At 40.4% G+C, this 17,847-nt stretch carries 12 protein-coding genes; all 12 read right to left on the bottom strand.

Annotated elements, in window-relative coordinates:
• Position 1 precedes the first annotated feature (1 nt).
• The 12 genes from AC0INN_RS03930 to AC0INN_RS03875 all read right to left on the bottom strand — a co-directional run bounded on the left by AC0INN_RS03930 (position 2) and on the right by AC0INN_RS03875 (position 17,836).
• Complete coding sequence (locus tag AC0INN_RS03930; protein ID WP_306611817.1) at positions 2–2,512, bottom strand: glycoside hydrolase family 95 protein; 2,511 nt, start codon at positions 2,510–2,512, stop codon at positions 2–4.
• Between the two features lie 37 nt (positions 2,513–2,549).
• The gene (locus AC0INN_RS03925) at positions 2,550–3,824 is read right to left on the bottom strand and encodes an MFS transporter (RefSeq protein ID WP_306611815.1); all 1,275 of its coding nucleotides are present in this window, start codon (positions 3,822–3,824) and stop codon (positions 2,550–2,552) included.
• Between the two features lie 4 nt (positions 3,825–3,828).
• Positions 3,829–4,461, bottom strand: coding sequence for a bifunctional 4-hydroxy-2-oxoglutarate aldolase/2-dehydro-3-deoxy-phosphogluconate aldolase (locus AC0INN_RS03920; RefSeq protein WP_306611813.1), 633 nt, complete (start codon positions 4,459–4,461; stop codon positions 3,829–3,831).
• Positions 4,458–5,468 carry a sugar kinase gene (locus tag AC0INN_RS03915; protein WP_306611812.1) on the bottom strand — a complete coding sequence of 337 codons (1,011 nt, stop codon included), beginning with the start codon at positions 5,466–5,468 and terminating at the stop codon, positions 4,458–4,460. Before AC0INN_RS03915 ends, AC0INN_RS03920 begins: the two co-directional genes overlap by 4 nt.
• The gene (gene uxaC / locus AC0INN_RS03910; RefSeq protein WP_273647688.1) at positions 5,458–6,876 is read right to left on the bottom strand and encodes a glucuronate isomerase; all 1,419 of its coding nucleotides are present in this window, start codon (positions 6,874–6,876) and stop codon (positions 5,458–5,460) included. Before uxaC ends, AC0INN_RS03915 begins: the two co-directional genes overlap by 11 nt.
• A 237-nt stretch (positions 6,877–7,113) precedes the next feature.
• The gene (locus tag AC0INN_RS03905; RefSeq protein ID WP_273647687.1) at positions 7,114–7,929 is read right to left on the bottom strand and encodes an SDR family oxidoreductase; all 816 of its coding nucleotides are present in this window, start codon (positions 7,927–7,929) and stop codon (positions 7,114–7,116) included.
• 31 nt (positions 7,930–7,960) lie between these two features.
• Positions 7,961–9,136, bottom strand: a complete 1,176-nt coding sequence (gene uxuA, locus AC0INN_RS03900) for a mannonate dehydratase (RefSeq protein WP_306611809.1) — start codon at positions 9,134–9,136, stop codon at positions 7,961–7,963.
• A 79-nt stretch (positions 9,137–9,215) separates the two neighbouring features.
• Entirely contained in the window at positions 9,216–11,174 is a 1,959-nt protein-coding gene (locus AC0INN_RS03895; protein WP_172278139.1) for a RagB/SusD family nutrient uptake outer membrane protein, read from the bottom strand.
• Between the two features lie 12 nt (positions 11,175–11,186).
• Positions 11,187–14,081, bottom strand: coding sequence for a SusC/RagA family TonB-linked outer membrane protein (locus tag AC0INN_RS03890; protein ID WP_306611807.1), 2,895 nt, complete (start codon positions 14,079–14,081; stop codon positions 11,187–11,189).
• Positions 14,082–14,174: 93 nt separating this feature from the next.
• On the bottom strand, positions 14,175–15,503 hold the full coding sequence (gene xylA, locus AC0INN_RS03885; RefSeq protein ID WP_273647684.1) for a xylose isomerase: 1,329 nt from the start codon (positions 15,501–15,503) through the stop codon (positions 14,175–14,177).
• Between the two features lie 107 nt (positions 15,504–15,610).
• Positions 15,611–17,095: a xylulokinase gene (locus AC0INN_RS03880; protein WP_273647683.1), complete on the bottom strand. Its 1,485-nt coding sequence runs from the start codon at positions 17,093–17,095 to the stop codon at positions 15,611–15,613.
• Between the two features lie 15 nt (positions 17,096–17,110).
• A complete protein-coding gene (locus AC0INN_RS03875; RefSeq protein WP_172278131.1) occupies positions 17,111–17,836 on the bottom strand; it encodes an NUDIX hydrolase in 726 nt (241 codons plus the stop codon).
• Between the last annotated feature and the right edge of the window lie 11 nt (positions 17,837–17,847).

Genomic DNA, 17,847 nt, shown 5'->3' with positions numbered 1-17,847 from the left:
TTTAGTTTTTATTGTAAATAGATTTAGTTTCAGATTGTCTTTCAGAGCTTTTATCACTCCATCTTAATGTATATACCTTCCCTGCTTCAGTCGGGAAATCATAGATAAGGTTAGTTTTAAATTCAACTGGATTCAATTTTGCTTTATCAGAAATCAGAGGTTTTGGAGTTTCCGGAATTTCAAATAAAGAATTCGGGTTTTTACCTTCTGCTTTTTTCAGTTTTGTATTTCCGGAAAGTTTCATTTCGTTCGGAAGTCTTATTCTGCAGTTTCCTCCCAATCCTGATTTTATGGTAATTTCTTTAGCTTTATTATTTTCCCAGATAATACTGACTTCGAAACCTCCATATGCTTTCAACCCTGAAATGCTGCCGTTTTTCCACTCATCAGGAAGTGCGGGAAGGATGTCTATAAAACCATTTTGAGTCTGCAGAAGCATTTCGGTAATCCCGGAAGTGCAGCCGAAATTTCCATCAATCTGGAATGGCGGATGTGCATCGAAAAGATTCGGATACGTTCCGCCTTTGCTGCCCCAACCGTCTTTTTCTACCAGCGTTAACTGATCTTTGATTAATTTATCGGCGTGATTTCCATTTAATAATTTAGCCCAAAGATTGACTTTCCAGCCCATTGACCAGCCTGTGGATACATCACCACGGTGAACGAGAACGGTCCTGGAGGCATCCAGCAATTCCGGTGTGGTAAAGGGACTGATCTGGTTGGAAGGAAATAATCCGTACAAATGGGAAACATGTCTGTGGTTGTCTTTAGGATCGTCCAGGTCTTCCATCCATTCCTGCAATTGTCCGTAACTTCCGATTTTCATCGGTGGTAATTTTGAAATAATAGTATTCCAGACCTGAATTTTATCTGAATCTATATTGAGAATCTGTGCCGCCTTTTTTGTTTTGGTGAACACATCGAACATCAACTGATTGTCCATTGTATTTCCTGCTGCCAGAGCACTTCCCTGGTGTCCCTGCGGAATATTTTCGGGCGACATTGACGGGCTTGCCACCAGCCAGTGATGCGCAGGCTCTTCAATCAGGAAATCTTCATAGAACTGTGCTGCAGATTTCAGAACAGGATAAATGGTTCGCAGATAGTTTTTGTCTCCGCTGTATAAATATTTTTCCCACAAATGCTGTGAAAGCCAGACTCCGCCCATGGGCCACATTCCGGCATTGGCAAAATCCACTACTCCTGTTATTCTCCAGATATCGGTGTTATGATGTGCTACCCAGCCACGGCTATTGTACATTGTTTTTGCCGTTTCTTTTCCTGTTTCGCTCAAATCTTTTATCATCCGGATCAATGGTTCATGCATTTCAGGAAGGTTGGTTTTTTCTGCCGGCCAGTAATTCATTTCCGTATTGATGTTAATCGTATACTTGCTGTCCCAGGCCGGTTTATTGGAATTGTTCCAGATCCCCTGCAAATTCGCGGGCTGGCCACCCGGCTGAGAGGAAGAAATCAGGAGATAACGCCCGAACTGATAATACAATGAAATAAGTTCCGGGTCATAACCCATTGCAAAATTCTTAATACGGACATCTGTAGGATTTTTTGCTGCTTCAGAAGTTCCTAAATCCAGATCTACTCTTTTGAAATAGTTCTGATAAGCATTCAGATGGTTTTGAACTAAAGTTTTGAAACTTTTATTTGCTGCTGCTTCAATATACTTTCTGGCTTTTGCAACCTCGTCTGTATTTAAATTTTTGTAGTCTGTAAAATTAGTGGCCATTGCAATAAGAATCGTAACCTCATGAGCATTGCTTACCGAAATTCCGCTCTCTGAGATCTGAGTTTTGCCACCTTTGGTCATGAGTTTTGCCAGTGCACTGAACTTCACCTGCCCCTGAATGCCGTCTAATGTGGAAGAAACCCCATCCATCTGTAAAGTAGTGGCATCAATGGCTTTGACTTCCTTTTTGAGCTCGCTGTTGAATTTTGCTGTAAAGTTTAATGCATTTTTGTGATCTGAGCTTAATTTAATGACAATCACATGATCAGGAATTGAGGCGAAAACTTCTCTTTTAAAATTAACGCCATCAGAGGTAAATGTAGTGGTTGCGATTGCTTTTTCAATGTCCAGTTCTCTGTAATAATTTCTGATATCCTTGAGGTTATTGAAATCCAGCGTAAAATCACCAATATTCTGGAATGCCGAACCGTGAACTGTTTTCGCTGTTAATCCCTTATCCGCAAGGATCTGGGCTCTTTTAAAGTTTCCGTTGAAAATATAATACCGAATTGAATCCAGAACTTTTGGAGCATCCGAATTATCATTTCGGGAAGGGCCTCCGGACCAGAATGTCCCTTCGTTCAACTGAAGCTTTTCCTGATAAGGGTCTCCATAGACCATAGCTGCAATGTTTCCGTTTCCTACCGGTAAAGCTTCCACCCATTGTTTTGCGGGCTTGTCATACCACAGCTTATACTTTCCTCCTTTCTGGGCAAAGGAAAATATACTGATCAGAAGACCTATGGTGATGTAAAACCCGGATTTCATTTTTACTTTTTAAACTTCAAACTATATTATTGTTATACTAAACTGTTTTCTTTCTGTTGATCAACGAAATGAGTCCCCAGGCTGCAACATATGAAATTCCTGCAATAAAGAAAATAATATTGTAACCACCATTGACATTTCCTGCCTTTTTGAATGTGTCCAAAACGATCCCGATGAACAATGGAAAAATAATTCCTGCCGCTGAACCGAGCATTCCGCCAAAACCAATGACAGAACTTACATAGCTGTTGGGTAACTGATCTCCGACCGTGGTCATAAGATTGGCTCCCCATCCCTGGTGTGCGGCTGTTGCAAAAGCAATAATGATCGTAATCATCCACATATTATCTACGTATTTTGAGAACATGACCGGAACCACCATCAAAGCAAATAATAACATTGTAAAACTCCTGGCTCTTCCGATGGCCCAGCCTTTTTTGATCAGAAATGATGAAAGATATCCTCCGCCGATACTTCCGATCGTCGTTCCGCTATAAATAATAATCAATGGAAGGGATGGTTTTGTTAAATCCATTTTGAATACATCCGAAAAATACGCCGGCAGCCAGAACATGAAGAAATACCAGATAGGATCAGTTAACATTTTACCGATGGCAAACGACCATGTTACTTTATATTTCAGTAATTCCGATAAAGGAATTTTCGTTTTCTCTTCAGTTTTTTCAGCCTGATCGCTTTTTATATACTGCAGTTCTTCCTTGCTGATATTTTTGGCTTTTTCCGGAACGGCATAAAATTTCCACCAAAGGACAATCCAAACCATACCCAAAGCGCCAATCCATACAAAAGTCTGTCTCCAGCCGTAATGCCCGAGAATGAACGGAACCAATAGTGGCGCTAAAATAGCTCCCACCGTCGCTCCTGAGTTAAAAATTCCCGTTGCCAGTGCTCTTTCTTTTTTGGGAAACCATTCAGCCACTGATTTGATGGCGGCAGGAAAGTTTCCTGCTTCACTGATTCCCAACGTGCTTCTCGCAATGATAAACCCGATGGTATTTTTGACAAAGCCATGTCCTATCGAGGCAAGGCTCCATACAATCAGGGAAACGGCATACCCGATTTTGGTTCCTACCCTGTCTATAAATCTTCCCATGGCCATATAACCTATAGCATAAGTCGTGGTAAAAGCCATGACGATATAACTGTAATCTTTTTCATCCCAGCTGAATTCTTTTTCCAGCACAGGTTTCAGCAAGCCCATTACCTGACGGTCAAGATAATTGATCGTAGTAGCGAGGAAGACAAGAGACAGCATCCACCATCTTATATTGCGGTTTTGAGGAGCCTGCATTGAGTTATTGATTAAGTTGTTGTAATAAATTTTTTGTTTTCAGCGTCAGTTCTTCATCATTAATATCTTTTCCGATGAGAGAGCTTCCCAACCCTGCTGCTATGGCACCTCCATTGAGCCATTCTCTGATATCTTCAGTTTCAGCATGAATTCCTCCGGTTGGCATAAAATTCATTCCCGGAAAAACAGGTTTCACAGATTTGATGTAGTTCTTTCCTAAAGCATCAGCCGGAAATATTTTAACCAGTTTTAAACCGTTCTGATAGGCAATATTGATATCGGAAGGGGTGAAACAGCCCGGAATCAGAAGGATATTTCTTTCAAGTGCATGTTTTACCAATGCTTCACTGATGACAGGTGTAATGATGAAATCTGCTTTTGCATGAGCATAATCATCCATTTCCTGTACATTTTTTACTGTTCCGATTCCTAACAGAAGGCTTGGAAATTCAATATGGGAAATTTCTTTCAGCTTAGTGAAGTTTTCCAGTGCCTGATGACCGCGGTTGGTATATTCTATCACACGGATTCCTGCTTCGTATAAAGCTTTTATGATATTTTTTGAGACTTCAAACGATTCGTTATAAAACAACGGAACGATTTTCTGGTCTTTTATTTTTTGTACTATTTCACTCATAATGTTTCGATATTAATGCTTTCATCAATGGTATCTCCCTTTACAAAAAGCTTTTTAAAAGCAACTTTTGTAGCATCTTCCAGAATCTGCTGTTCAGGATTTCCTTTTAAAATTCCATGAATTAGGGCGGCCATAAAAGAATCACCGCTTCCTACTCTTTCTTTAATGGTATCTGAGTTATATTTTTTCGAAATCAAAAGCTCATCAGTAAATAAGGTGGCAAAGTAATTCACCTGTTCTCCGTTTGTAAAACGGAAGGTATTCGCAATTTTTTCCACCTCAGGGAATTGTCTTCTGATTTCCAATGCTGTTTTTTCGGCCTGTTTAAGAAGGTTTTCATCATCGAAGTTTCCGTTAAGCTCATATTCAACAGGAATATTGAGAAACTGCTCCACAGACCAGATATTTCCCATAAGAACATTCACAAAAGGCATCAGCTCTTTAATTTTGTGAGGATTCTGGTTTTGCCAAAGCAACGCCCTGTAATTCAGGTCAAGAGAAACCGTAATATTTCTTGTTCTGGCTTCCTTCATGATTTGCAGACATTTGTGGAATGCCTGGTCACTCAAAGCCGGTGTGATGGTACTGATATGCAGCCATTTTACCTCTGAAAATATCTCATCATCACTGAAAGTTTCAAAATCCGACTGGGTAAAAACAGACGGAAAGCGATCGTATACCACTGAAGCATTCTGCATATCGCCATCGGAAGAAAGATAAAATGTTCCTATTCTTCCCTTGTTCTTTTCTGCAAGGACTTCTATTCCTTTACTGTTAAGCTGAGATTCCAGCTGGTTTGCTACAAAATTCTCCGGTAATGCTGATAACAGTTTCACAGAATTCTTCCACTGGGAAAGTGCAGCTGCTACATTGTATTCTGCTCCGCCTATATACATCTTCAGAGACTGCTCATTCAGCCAGTTTCCTTCGGAATCCGGGGCAAAGTGGAGAAGCAGTTCCCCGAAACATAATATTTTCGATGAATCCTGCATGGTTTTATATTTCAAAATAATTTTTTGTATTGTGATAACAGATATCCTGGATGATCTTTCCTACCCATTTTTCGTCATCGGGAAGAAGACCTCTTTCCATTTCACTTCCGAACATATTGCATAAAAGCCTTCTGAAATAATCATGTCTTGAGAATGATAAAAGGCTTCGGGAATCAGTCAGCATGCCGACAAAAGTGCTGATAAGACCGATATTGGAAAGCGTATTCATCTGCTTGGTCATCCCGTCAAGCTGATCAAGAAACCACCAGGCTGCTCCAAACTGTACTTTGGATTTGATGCCTCCTTCATTGAAATTTCCGGCAAGAGTAGCCAGAACTTCATTAAATGCCGGATTCAGATTGTAAATAATGGTTTTGGCCAGTTTTCCTTCTGAATTCAATGCATCAAGCAAAACGCTCAATCGCTGTGCGTAATATGGTTCTCCAATGGCATCATATCCTGCATTGGCACCCATTTTCCTGAACATTTCTGAATTGTTGTTTCGTGTTGCTCCTACATGAAACTGCTGTACCCAGCCTTTTTCTGCATACATTTTGCAAAGTTCTTTCAGCAAATAGCCGCATAATGCATCCGGATCGGAAAATGTCGAAATATTTCCTTTCAGAAATTCTGAAAACTCTTTTTCAAGGTTTTGATTCCACTTTGTGGTATCCGGGAAATATTCAAAGCCGTGATCGGCCACTTTTGCCCCTGCTTCCACAAAATAATTGATTCTGGACTGAAGTGCATTCAACACATCAGAGATTGATGCGATGGAAAAACCACAGACTTTTTCAAGCTTTTTAATTCCTGAAAGATATTGTTCAGGATTGATCATATTGATATAGGTATCAGGACGGAAAGCCGGAAGAACAGCTGTTTTAAACCCACTATTTTTTAAAGCCTTGTGATGAACCAGATCATCAGCAGGATCATCTGTAGTACATAAGGCTTCTACTTTAAAATTTTCAATAATGGATTGTGGCAAAAAACCAGGTGTCTGCAAACTTTCATTCATCTGATGATACACTGCATCTGCATTATTGGATGATAAATATTCGCTGATTCCAAAAGGATTTTTGAGTTCCAGATGGGTCCAGTGAAATAACGGATTACGAAGGGTATAAGGTACTACCTCTGCCCATTTCCTGAATTTCTCCTGATCTGAAGCATTTCCGGAAATAAGCTGTTCATCAATGCCGAAATTTCTCATGGCTCTCCATTTGTAATGGTCACCATCCAGCCATATAGCGGTTGAAGAACGGAAATTCTGATTGGTAGAAATCACATCCGGTTCAAGATGATTGTGATAATCGATCACCGGCATATCTTTGGCATAGCCGAAATACAGATTTTCTGCCTTTGCCGATTCAAGCAAAAACAATTCTCCGAAAACGTCTTTATTTTTAATGGAATTACTCATGATTTATTTTTACAACCCTGAATTTTAATTAACTTGTTTAAACTCTGCAAAACCACAAAAGCCTTATTTTAAAACACTTTGGCTCACTTAAGAAAGTTTAAAATAATTCTGCAGAAAAGTTCACATAAGATGAAAATCAAAGATTTTCACAACACTTAGGTGTCTACTTTTTAAAAACAGGACCTTGAATGAAACCATTAAGGTCCTGTTTACTGTATATGAAAAAATTAGTTTTTTTTATACTCCACTGAATGCGCTGAAGCCTCCGTCAACAGGAATCAATGCTCCCGTGATAAAACTTGCGGCATCTGAACATAGAAACTGTACAACCCCGTTCAGCTCTTCTACTTCTCCAAATCTCTGCATCGGTGTTTTGGCCATTACTTTTTTACTTCTCTCCGTTAAGCTTCCATCCGGATTCAGAAGAATTGCACGGTTCTGATCTCCAATGAAAAATCCTGGTGCCACGGCATTAACGCGTATCTTATCTCCGAATTTCAATGCCAGGTCAGAGGCCAGCCATTGGGTAAAATTGGTAATTGCTGATTTGGCTGCAGAATATCCGGCCACTCTTGTAATCGCTGAATAAGCAGCCATGGAAGAAATATTGATAATGTTTCCGCTCCCCTGTTCAGCCATTGCTTTTCCGAAAACATAGCTCGGATAAACAGTTCCGTTGATATTAAGATCAGTAACCTCCGCCCATCCTTTCATATCCATATCGAAAAATGACTGTTCGGGAGATAAGGTTGCTGACGGGATATTTCCACCGGCTATATTGAGCAGAACATCAATGCTGCCATATTTTTCTTTTATTTTCTCTGCGGCAGCTTCAAGGCTTTTAATATCCATCACATTGGCTTCCACAGCGAATGCATCTCCTCCCAGGTCTGTAAGTTCTTTTACCCTGGCATCCAGTGTTTCCTGGTTTCTCCCCAGTGCAACAACTTTGGCGCCGGCCTCTATAAAGCTTTTGGCAAGACTTCCTCCCAAAACACCTGAAGCCCCTGTGATGACTGCTACTTTGTTTTTAATACTAAACAGGTCTTTCATTTTACTTTTTATTATTTATTACAAACGCAGTTTAATTTTTCTGTAATTCCGACTGTACTGCGGCCATTACTCCTTCGATCTGGCCCAATGCCAGCATTCTTCCTAAAAATGAATAGCCGGGATTATAACCTTTGTCAATATCTTCGGTTAAAAGTCTACCATGATCAATTCTCATAGGAAGATCAGGGTTTTCTTTTTCGAATACACGGATCACTTCAATAAGCTTTCCTCTTCCTCCCAAATGATGAGCCTCAATGAAGTCACCGTTTTCAAAGACATTTGTACTTCTCAGGTGAACGAATTTGGTTCTGTGGGCAAATTTCTGTGCCAGCTTGGGAACATCATTCTGAAGGTTAGCACTTAAAGATCCTGCACAAAACGTCAATCCGTTGTGAGGGTTATCAACAGCTTTCAGAAGCCAGTCGATATCTTCTTCATTGGTCACTATTCTTGGTAAGCCCAATAGTGAAAATGGAGGATCATCTGGATGTACGCACATCTGGATATTCCATTTTTCACAGACAGACATTATTTTTTCAAGGAAATATTTCATGTTCTGGCGTAATCTGTCTTTATCGATTCCATCATATAACGCCAATAAACTCTTGAATTTTTCTACAGGATTCAATTCACCATCTTTGATATTTCCGTTTACGAATCCCTGTGTTTTTACAATGACTGAATCTATCAGGTCATTATTATCTTTTTCCGTTAATGTATTTTTTAATTCTTCTACCTTCTGAAGGATCTCCGGATTATAGTCGTTTTCTGCCCCTTCTCTTTGAAGGATATGAATTTCGAAGTACGCAAATTTGGCTTTGTCGAAATAGAGGGATGACGAACCGTCTTCCCATTCGTGGAAAAGATCGGTACGTGCCCAGTCCAGAACAGGCATAAAATTGTAGCAAACTGTTGTAATGCCTGCTTTACCCAAATTTTCAAGGCTTGTGATATAATTTTCTATTAAAGAGTCACGGTCTTCACCTCCGTATTTGATCGCTTCGCTTACGGGAAGACTTTCAACAACAGACCAGCGAAGTCCGTGGCTTTCTATATAGTTTTTATAATCATTGATGGCCTCCAGATTCCAGATTTCTCCGTTGGGGATATCGTGCAGGGCAGAAACAATTCCTTCTACTCCTATTTGACGAAGCGTACTCAGTTCTATTTTGTCTTTTTTTCCAAACCAACGCCAGGTTTTTTCCATAATTTTTAAATTTTAATTCAGATAAACAAAGCAGGTGCTTTCACACCTACTCTGTTGCTGATATGAATGTAGAATAAAATTAATTGTATCCGGGGTTCTGATATTTTGCCTTGATGTCTGCAGATACTTCCATCGCATCAATCTGATTCTGTGGAATAGGTCTCAGATAATGAAAAGGTTGTATCGTTCTTGTCACCGTTTGCGGATCATGATCTCCATAAGAAGCTCCCCCGATCTGATAGGTAGCCGCATAATCTCCCCACTTCTGTGTACGTACCAAGTCATACCATCTGTAGAATTCGCCGTAATATTCGCGGGATCTTTCTGCAAGGATATAATCAATGGTAATTACCGCTGGTGTAGCCGCAATCATGGCAGCACTGTTATCCGCTACGTAAGCAGCATTCTGGGCATTATTGAACTTCCATTTTCCGGCACGGGCACGGATGACATTAATTAAACTTCTGGCTGTCATAGCACCTGAAGCTCCTTTTACTGCTGCTTCTGCTGCAATAAAATAGAATTCTGAAAACTTGGCAACGCTGAAAGGACGGGTTAATCCCGCATTCGGATATCCTAAGCCATTCGGATCATCGGTACGATAAGTTCCAATTTTCCATAAGCCAGGGTATACAATCCTGCTGATTCCATTCGGTGCAATTACCCAATCGGCTCTTCCAGCCAGTGTTCCTGCTCCTACACCACTTTGTCCCGCTCCTGTAGGATAAGCAGGCAGCTGGCTGTCATCGTTAAGAAAGCTCAGGATAGCCCCACCCGGTTGTACCGGTAAATTATTGGCGTTATAAAGTACAGGAACCGTTGTAAGACCCGTTCCATTCTTGTTCCAGTTTCCTCTGTACGTGGTTACAAAAGTTCCATCATAACGGGAATCATTGGTTTTATCTGCAAAAGTATTTTTAATGACTCCCAAAGTAGGACACATACGAACCCAAGGACGTCCCAGTGATTGCGCCGCCTCTCTCTGTACTGAACTTACAACGTCTGCGCCAACCCAAGCTGTGGTTTTACTGCTTTTGATAGCCGTATAGTTCCAGGTCTGCATCCATGCTGCAAAATTGTCCGGAGCCCAGCCTGATCCAAATCCTACAGGATCACTTTCATTATAGTAAGTACTTGATTGTATATGGTCTGCATAGAGCATCGATTCCGTGTTTCTGTCGTTTGAACCTACATTGACATCATAAAAAGTAGGCTGAAGCGCATAAGGTCCCGGGTTGTTGATTCCTTCCATTGCGACGTCATAAGCCTGCTGAAAATACCATTGAGCATTATGTCCGTCAGGGTCAGTTCTTGTTGCTTCAGGGTAAGTCGGAATATTGTTAGGATTCTGCAGCCACCATCCATAAGTAAGGTAAGCTTTGGCAAGCATTAATCTTGCTGCATTTTTGGTTACACCACCTGTTACTCTCGGTGATGATGGTAAATTTTCTATTGACTTTTTAAGATCAGCAAAAACCGTTTTTGTATAGACTTCCGGCACAGTATTCCTTGCAGAATTCGTGGACGGAAGCGTATTATATTTCAATTCTCCTGCCCCTAAATCCAAAGGAACTCCTCCATAGGTCTGCACCAGCATGAAATAGTAAAATCCGCGGAAGAAACGGGCCTCGGAAATCATGGATTCTGCGATTCCGAACCCCGGTCCCTTTTCAATGATTCCATTGGCTGTATTGATATACGGAAACACTGAATTCCAAACCATACTAGTAGGAAAAGTATTGGAATTGATAATACCGTTTCCGGACATATCAAGTTCTTTAAAGTTACCATCCGCACTTTGGGCCCATGTTGATTCGTCAGTTCCATTCTGGCAATTGCTCATGAAATATCCATTACCGTACAATAATCTCATCTGTCTGTACAGAGAGGTAAATCCCTGATTAATTCCATCCGGTGTACTAAAGTAATCCGCTGTATATATTGATCTTGGCTGCTCATCCAGAATTTCATTACATCCTGTAAATGTTAGGGATAAAAAGATTGTTCCCAATACCAGTTTTTTGTTAAAATTTATCATGACAATACAGTTTTAAAAGGTTAAGTTAAGTCCCATTAAGTAATTTCTTGTGGAAGGGTTGTTGGTTCCTATAACAAGCTGACGGCTTTGATATCCGCTTACGGCCTGGTTTTCATTTCCAAAAGAGTTCGGTTCCGGATCCATTCCTGAGAACTTATGATAAGGAGAGAATAATACAACAGGATTTGTTACGGTAAAGTAAATTCTTAAGCCGGTGATCTTCAAATCCTTTAAAAAATCTTTGTTGAAATTATAGCCTAATGTAATCGTACGGAGCTTAAGGTAAGAAGCATCAAACATCGCTAAAGTAGAAGAATACTTCGGGTTATCACCGCTCAAATGGCGTCCCGGACGAGGAAAATAAGCTCCTGTATTATCTTCTGTCCAGTAATCTACATCCACGTTGTTCCCTCTACCTGTTAATCTGTTAAGATAACTTGCAGATCCGTAAATGGTACTTACCAGGATTCCTCCGTTTTGGAAAGCCCCTACCGTGCTTAGTTCAAAGTTCTTGTAGGCAAAACGCATATTGAATCCTCCCTGAAATTTAGGAGCGGTATCAAAAATCTGCCTGTCATCAGGTCCTATTGCCCTTACCGGTGTTCCGTCAGGATTATAACCTCCGGTGTAAAGAACTTTGATAGATCCTACTACATCTGCAGCAGTTCCCGGTTCCAGAATGCTTTGATAGGGATCTCCTGCCTGCCAAAGGCCTACATACTGATAATCATATAACGAATTGATATTATGACCTACAAACCAAAGATTATTCACATCGCGTGTTGTTCCGGATGCAAGAGATAAAATTTTGTTTCGGTTGGTATAAAAATTAACTCCGGCTTCCCATGTAAACCCATCCGGATTATCGAAAATGACACCGTTTAAGGAAACTTCAAAACCTTTATTTTCTGTTTCCGCTACATTGGAAACAATGGATGACCATCCGCTTGTTGCCGGAAGACTCTTCTGTGTCAACAGGTCATATGTATGGGTTTTGTAATACTCCACACTCCCCGTAAGGCGGTTGTTCAATAAACCGAAATCAAGACCGTAGTTTTGCGTTTTTGAATATTCCCAGCCCAGGTTCGGATTTGGTGGCTGACTTCCATAGATCCCTGTACTTCCTGCACTTCCAAAATTATAAGGAGCAACACTAAATCTTCCCATAGTAGAATATGGATCTACTGCCTGATTGGAGGTCTGTCCCCATCCAACCCTGAATTTAAGAAGATTAATGGCTTTGATATTCTGCATAAAGGATTCATTGGTAACATTCCATCCTAATGATAATGCGGGATATGTATGCCATTTGTTGCCGGGAGCCAGTCTGGAAGATCCGTCTGCACGAAGTGTTGCTGTCAGCATATACTTGTTATCATAAGTATACATTACCCTTCCCATTGCAGAAAGAAGACCCGTTTTCCAGTAGATCTGGTCTTCCGGTCGTACGGTAATATCTGCCTGAGGCGATTGTCCCAGATTATAATACTGAAAAAAATCTGCAGGGACATTCTTTGCGCTCATGTATGAGCTTGTATACTTATTCCCTTCTGCGGAATATAATCCTACCGCATTAATTTTATGCTTTCCAAATGTACGGTCGTAGGTTAAAAGGTTTTCCAGGACCCAGTGATAGGTTTGGTTATTCCCTCTTCCTGCAGCTGAAGGCCCAAGAGGATTCGTATTAAATACTCCTACCCCAGCATAATTTCCACTATTTGAAGTACGGAAATCCAAACCTACGTTCAATCGGTATTTCAGTCCTTTGATCGGAAGATTGGCTTCCCCGTAAAGGTTGTTGTAGGATGCAAAAGATTTGGTTTCGTCAATATATTTATCTCCAAGACTTTCCAGGCTCCCTCTGGTATAAATCCATGTCTGATCAATACCTCCAGCCGTGCTCATTACCCTCTTTGGGCTTCCGTCCGCATTGTAAGGATTGGCAATTGGAGAAAATCCCAGCACTGCTCCCGGATTTACCCCATTTCCTTCAGAGATTGAATAATTGGTATTGGATGTAAAACCAAATTTAAAAACAGAGCCTACCTGCTGGTCAATAGCCATTCGCAGGGCAAATCTTTCATAACTTTGAATAGGGATCAATGCATCTTGCTTGAAGTAAGATAACCCTACATTATAATTTCCTCCGTCTGTTCCTCCTGAAACCCCGATATCATGACTGGTCATCATCGCCGGTTTGTAGTACAGGCTTTGCCAGTCCGTATTAACACTGTTGCTTTCATCAGCACCATTTGAATATAAAGGTGTTGTATTTCCTGCCGGAATCGCATAAGCACGCAACTGTGCAAACTTAGGACCATCCATCATAGGATATTTTGAAAACAAGGTCTGAACTCCCGTAAAGGTATTGTAAGTGAATCTGGGTTTCTGCCCTTTTGCTCCTCTGTTGGTTGTAACGAGGATAACTCCGTTTGCTCCTCTGGATCCGTAAATCGCCGTAGCAGAAGCATCTTTAAGGATGTCAATACTTTTGATATCACTTGAGCTTATATCTCCCAGTGATCCTACGAAAGGAATTCCATCCAATACAATCAACGGATTATTATCTCCTGTCAGAGATCTTGTTCCCCTGATACGGATCTGCATGGCAGCACCCGGTTTTGTAGAGGTTTGTGAGATATCTACCCCTGCCGTTCTTCCCTGTAATGCCTGAGTTATGTTAGCAGAAGGTACTTCACGCAATGCATCTCCTTTTACCGTGGCCACAGAACCTGTAACCGCCTCTTTTCTTTGTGTTCCATACCCTATTACAACAACTTCATCTATTTTCTTTTCTTTAACTATCGTATCCTTTTTAACCTGTGAATATGCTATGCCGGAAGGCAATAAAGTCATTGCAAAAAATAATGCTGCTTTATTGCTTTTATTGAAATAAAATCGGTTCATAATTATTATTTTTAGTATTAGTTATTGAATAAAAGGCTGATTAATAATTATAGTTTGTAAAGTCCTTAGTGTTTACAAGCCTTTTATTTTTTATTATATATGCATATTCACGATGGCTTCAAACAATTCCTGCTTTCCGCTTTTTGGCTGTGGTTCGCCGATTTCGTGAGCTATTCTCTGAAGATCTTCCAGGGTAAGTTTACCTTCCTCGAAAGATTTTCCATTCCCGTTATCAAAAGAAGCATAACGATCTGTTCTCAGTTTTTTGTAATCAGAATTTTCCAGAATATCAGCTGCTGCAAGAAGACCTTTTGCGAATACATCCATTCCTGAAATATGGGAAATGAATAAATCTTCAGCATCTATAGAATTTCTTCTGATTTTCGCATCAAAGTTTACTCCACCGGCTCCCAGGCCTCCCGCCGGAAGCAGTACAAGCCACGCCTGAACCATGTCGTAATAATCGATCGGGAATTGGTCGGTATCCCATCCGTTCTGATAATCTCCTCTATTGGCATCAATGCTTCCTAAAAGTCCGGCATCTACAGCTACCTGAAGCTCATGCTCGAATGTATGCCCCGCCAACGTAGCGTGATTCACTTCGATATTCAGTTTGAAATCTTTATCCAATCCGTAATGTCTCAGGAATCCGATCACTGTTTCGGAATCATAATCATACTGATGCTTGGTAGGTTCCATTGGTTTTGGCTCGATCAGGAATGTTCCTTTAAATCCTTGCTGACGCGCATAATCTCTTGACATGGAAAGAAAACGGGCCAGGTGATCTTTTTCACGCTTCATATCCGTGTTTAAAAGACTCATATATCCTTCTCTTCCACCCCAGAAAACATAATTTTCTCCTCCCAATGCTATCGTTGCATCTATTGAGTTTTTCACCTGAGTTCCTGCGCAGGCCACGACGTCAAAATTCGGATTGGTAGAGGCACCGTTCATGTATCTTTCATGGGTAAAAACATTGGCTGTTCCCCATAGAAGCTTAATTCCTGTTTCCTGCTGCTTTTGTTTTGCATATTCTACAATAGTCTGAAGGTTTTTCTCATAATCCTTCCAGTTATTAGCAGGATCTACCAGGTCGATATCGTGGAAACAGTAATAATTGAAGCCCATTTTGGACATGAATTCAAAACCAGCGTCCATTTTATGCATGGCTCTGGTCACTGCATCATTTCCGATGTCCCATGGATGGTGGATCGTAGGACCTCCGAACGGATCACTTCCGTTTGCACATAAGGTATGCCACCAAGCCATTGCAAATCTGGTCCAATCTTTCATAGGTTTTCCCATCACAATCTTTTCAGCATCATAATATCGGAATGCCAACGGGTTCTTACTTTCTTTTCCTTCAAACTTAATTTTTTCAATACCCGTAAAAAACTCTTTTGTACCTGTTAAAGTGTTCATATTTATTTGATTATTTTTAATTTGTTTTTTTAATTTTTGCGTAGGAATTCCCTTCTCACTGGTTCTTAAAAGTCAGTAAGAGGATGAAAAATACGGTTGTAATTGCTTTAGATTATTTCATTAAGATGATGTTTCCATCGCGCATAGGCTTCTGTATATTGTTCTTGTTTTTCGTGTTCCGGCTCTATCACCGCTATCTTTTCAAGTGAAGAAAATGCTTCCCTGGAATCTGAATAAAATCCAATTCCCATTCCAGCAGCTCTTGCAGCTCCCACTGCTCCATCGGTATCATAAAGTTCAATGACCGCATTGCTCACGCTGGCCAGAGACTGGCGAAAAATTGAACTTAAAAACATGTTGGCATTTCCTGCACGGATGACCTGTATATCCATTCCGATATTTCTCATGATATCCATTCCGTATTCGTAAGAGAATACAATACCTTCCTGCGCCGCACGCAGTATATCTCCCTTAGTGTGTATATTGAAATTGATTCCGTGAATAGAACAGCTGGTATCTTTATTTTCCAGTACCCTTTCAGCACCGTTTCCAAAAGGAATGATACTTAACCCTTTTGAGCCAATAGGTGAAAGCGAAGCCATATCATTCATATCCCCATAAGAAGAAAGTGAGGTTGCGAAATTATGCTTCAGCCAGGAATTTAAAATACCGGTTCCGTTGATACATAGTAAAACTCCCAGCCTGATCTGTTCAGGTGTATAATTGACATGGGCAAATGTATTTACCCGTGATAACTTATCATATTCCAGCTGATCCAGAACACCATAGACAACTCCTGAGGTTCCTGCTGTGGAGGCAATTTCTCCGGGATTAAAAACATTCAGGGAGAGCGCATTATTCGGTTGATCACCTGCCCTGTAGGATATAGGTGTCCCTTCTTTTAAGCCTAATTCCTCAGCTGCTGCTTTGGAAACCGTTGCCTGGATACCAAATGTAGGTACGATTTCAGGGAAAAAGCTTTTAGGAATACCATAGTAGTTGATGATATCTTCCGAAATGCAGTTGTTTTTAAAATCCCAGAAGATCCCTTCTGATAATCCTTCAATGGTTATTCCGATCTCCCCTGAGAGTCTCATAGCAATATAGTCTCCCGGGAGCATGATTTTATCTATCTTTTCAAAAATTTCAGGCTCATTTTCTTTTACCCAGGCCAGCTTTGATGCTGTAAAGTTTCCGGGTGAATTCAACAAATGAGACAGGCATTTTTCTTCTCCTATTGTTTTAAAAGCTTTTTCGCCGTAAGGCACAGCACGGCTGTCACACCAGATAATGGATGGCCTTAAGACATTCTGATCTTTATCCACCAGAATCAGACCATGCATCTGCCAGGTAATTCCAATTCCTTTGATATCTTCAGCATGTACACCGGATTCATGCATCACAGCTTCATGTGCCAACCTCAGATTGGTCCACCAGTCGACTGGATTTTGCTCTGCCCATCCCGGATTTATAGCAGTGATTTTCATTTCTTTTTTGGGAGAAAATTCAGAAGCAATCACTTTTCCACTGGATGCCTCGATGAGACAAACTTTCACAGAAGAACTGCCAATGTCATAGCCTAGTAAGTACATAATTTTTTAAAAAGGTTATTTTATAAGTTTTGTATTGTTTTTCTTGTAAATCTTAGCGTCAAATCTGTAGTACCTTGCTGCACGGTGTGACACATCTTTTTGAATTTCATCCAAGGGAACAATATAGGGGAACGAAGAAATTTTTTTATGAAAATTCTTGATGTCAATATTTTTTTCACTTAATGCACTATAGAGCTGATAGAGCTGTCTGATGGTGAATCTTTTCGGCAGCAGCTCAAAAATGATAGAGAAATCAGATTCAATCCATTTTCTGATCTCCATTAGAGATTCACTGATAATTTTGTTGTGATCGAAAGGCAATCCCGGAACTTCATCAATAGGATACCAGTCTACGGTATCATATTTTGTACTGTTGATCTTGTGGTCTATTTTACAAAGAGAAAGATAAGCCACTGTAATGATCCTGTCTATATGATGTTTGTATTCCTGATCCATCCATTTGATATCATGCGCATTACTTGCTCTCATGGGATCTGCAAAGCATTTGAACTGTTTGAGGACCATTTTTTTAATCCCTGTAAGTTCATGCAGTACTCTTTGTGCAGCATCATCCACATCTTCGTCGCTGAAAATCAAACTTCCGGGAAGCTTGATTTGTTTTTCCAATGGTACATCATCTACATGACGTTGTACTAATAATATATTCAACCGGTTTTCATGGTCAAATCCAAACACAACGCAATCTACAGAGACGTAGGTATGAATAAAATTCTGATTCATTAGTTTGTTAA

This window comes from Chryseobacterium subflavum, assembly GCF_055762745.1.
The sequence above is the reverse complement of the archived record's forward strand: the minus strand, read 5'-3'. Positions and strand labels throughout refer to the sequence as shown.

What these genes read in the sequence shown, in the direction of transcription:
- AC0INN_RS03930 (WP_306611817.1), bottom strand. Translation starts at nt 2,512, where the DNA reads ATGAAATCCGGGTTTTACATCACCATAGGTCTTCTGATCAGTATATTT.
- AC0INN_RS03875 (WP_172278131.1), bottom strand. Translation starts at nt 17,836, where the DNA reads ATGAATCAGAATTTTATTCATACCTACGTCTCTGTAGATTGCGTTGTG.
- AC0INN_RS03890 (WP_306611807.1), bottom strand. Translation starts at nt 14,081, where the DNA reads ATGAACCGATTTTATTTCAATAAAAGCAATAAAGCAGCATTATTTTTT.
- AC0INN_RS03905 (WP_273647687.1), bottom strand. Translation starts at nt 7,929, where the DNA reads ATGAAAGACCTGTTTAGTATTAAAAACAAAGTAGCAGTCATCACAGGG.
- AC0INN_RS03925 (WP_306611815.1), bottom strand. Translation starts at nt 3,824, where the DNA reads ATGCAGGCTCCTCAAAACCGCAATATAAGATGGTGGATGCTGTCTCTT.
- AC0INN_RS03895 (WP_172278139.1), bottom strand. Translation starts at nt 11,174, where the DNA reads ATGATAAATTTTAACAAAAAACTGGTATTGGGAACAATCTTTTTATCC.
- AC0INN_RS03920 (WP_306611813.1), bottom strand. Translation starts at nt 4,461, where the DNA reads ATGAGTGAAATAGTACAAAAAATAAAAGACCAGAAAATCGTTCCGTTG.
- uxuA (WP_306611809.1), bottom strand. Translation starts at nt 9,136, where the DNA reads ATGGAAAAAACCTGGCGTTGGTTTGGAAAAAAAGACAAAATAGAACTG.
- AC0INN_RS03880 (WP_273647683.1), bottom strand. Translation starts at nt 17,095, where the DNA reads ATGTACTTACTAGGCTATGACATTGGCAGTTCTTCTGTGAAAGTTTGT.
- uxaC (WP_273647688.1), bottom strand. Translation starts at nt 6,876, where the DNA reads ATGAGTAATTCCATTAAAAATAAAGACGTTTTCGGAGAATTGTTTTTG.
- xylA (WP_273647684.1), bottom strand. Translation starts at nt 15,503, where the DNA reads ATGAACACTTTAACAGGTACAAAAGAGTTTTTTACGGGTATTGAAAAA.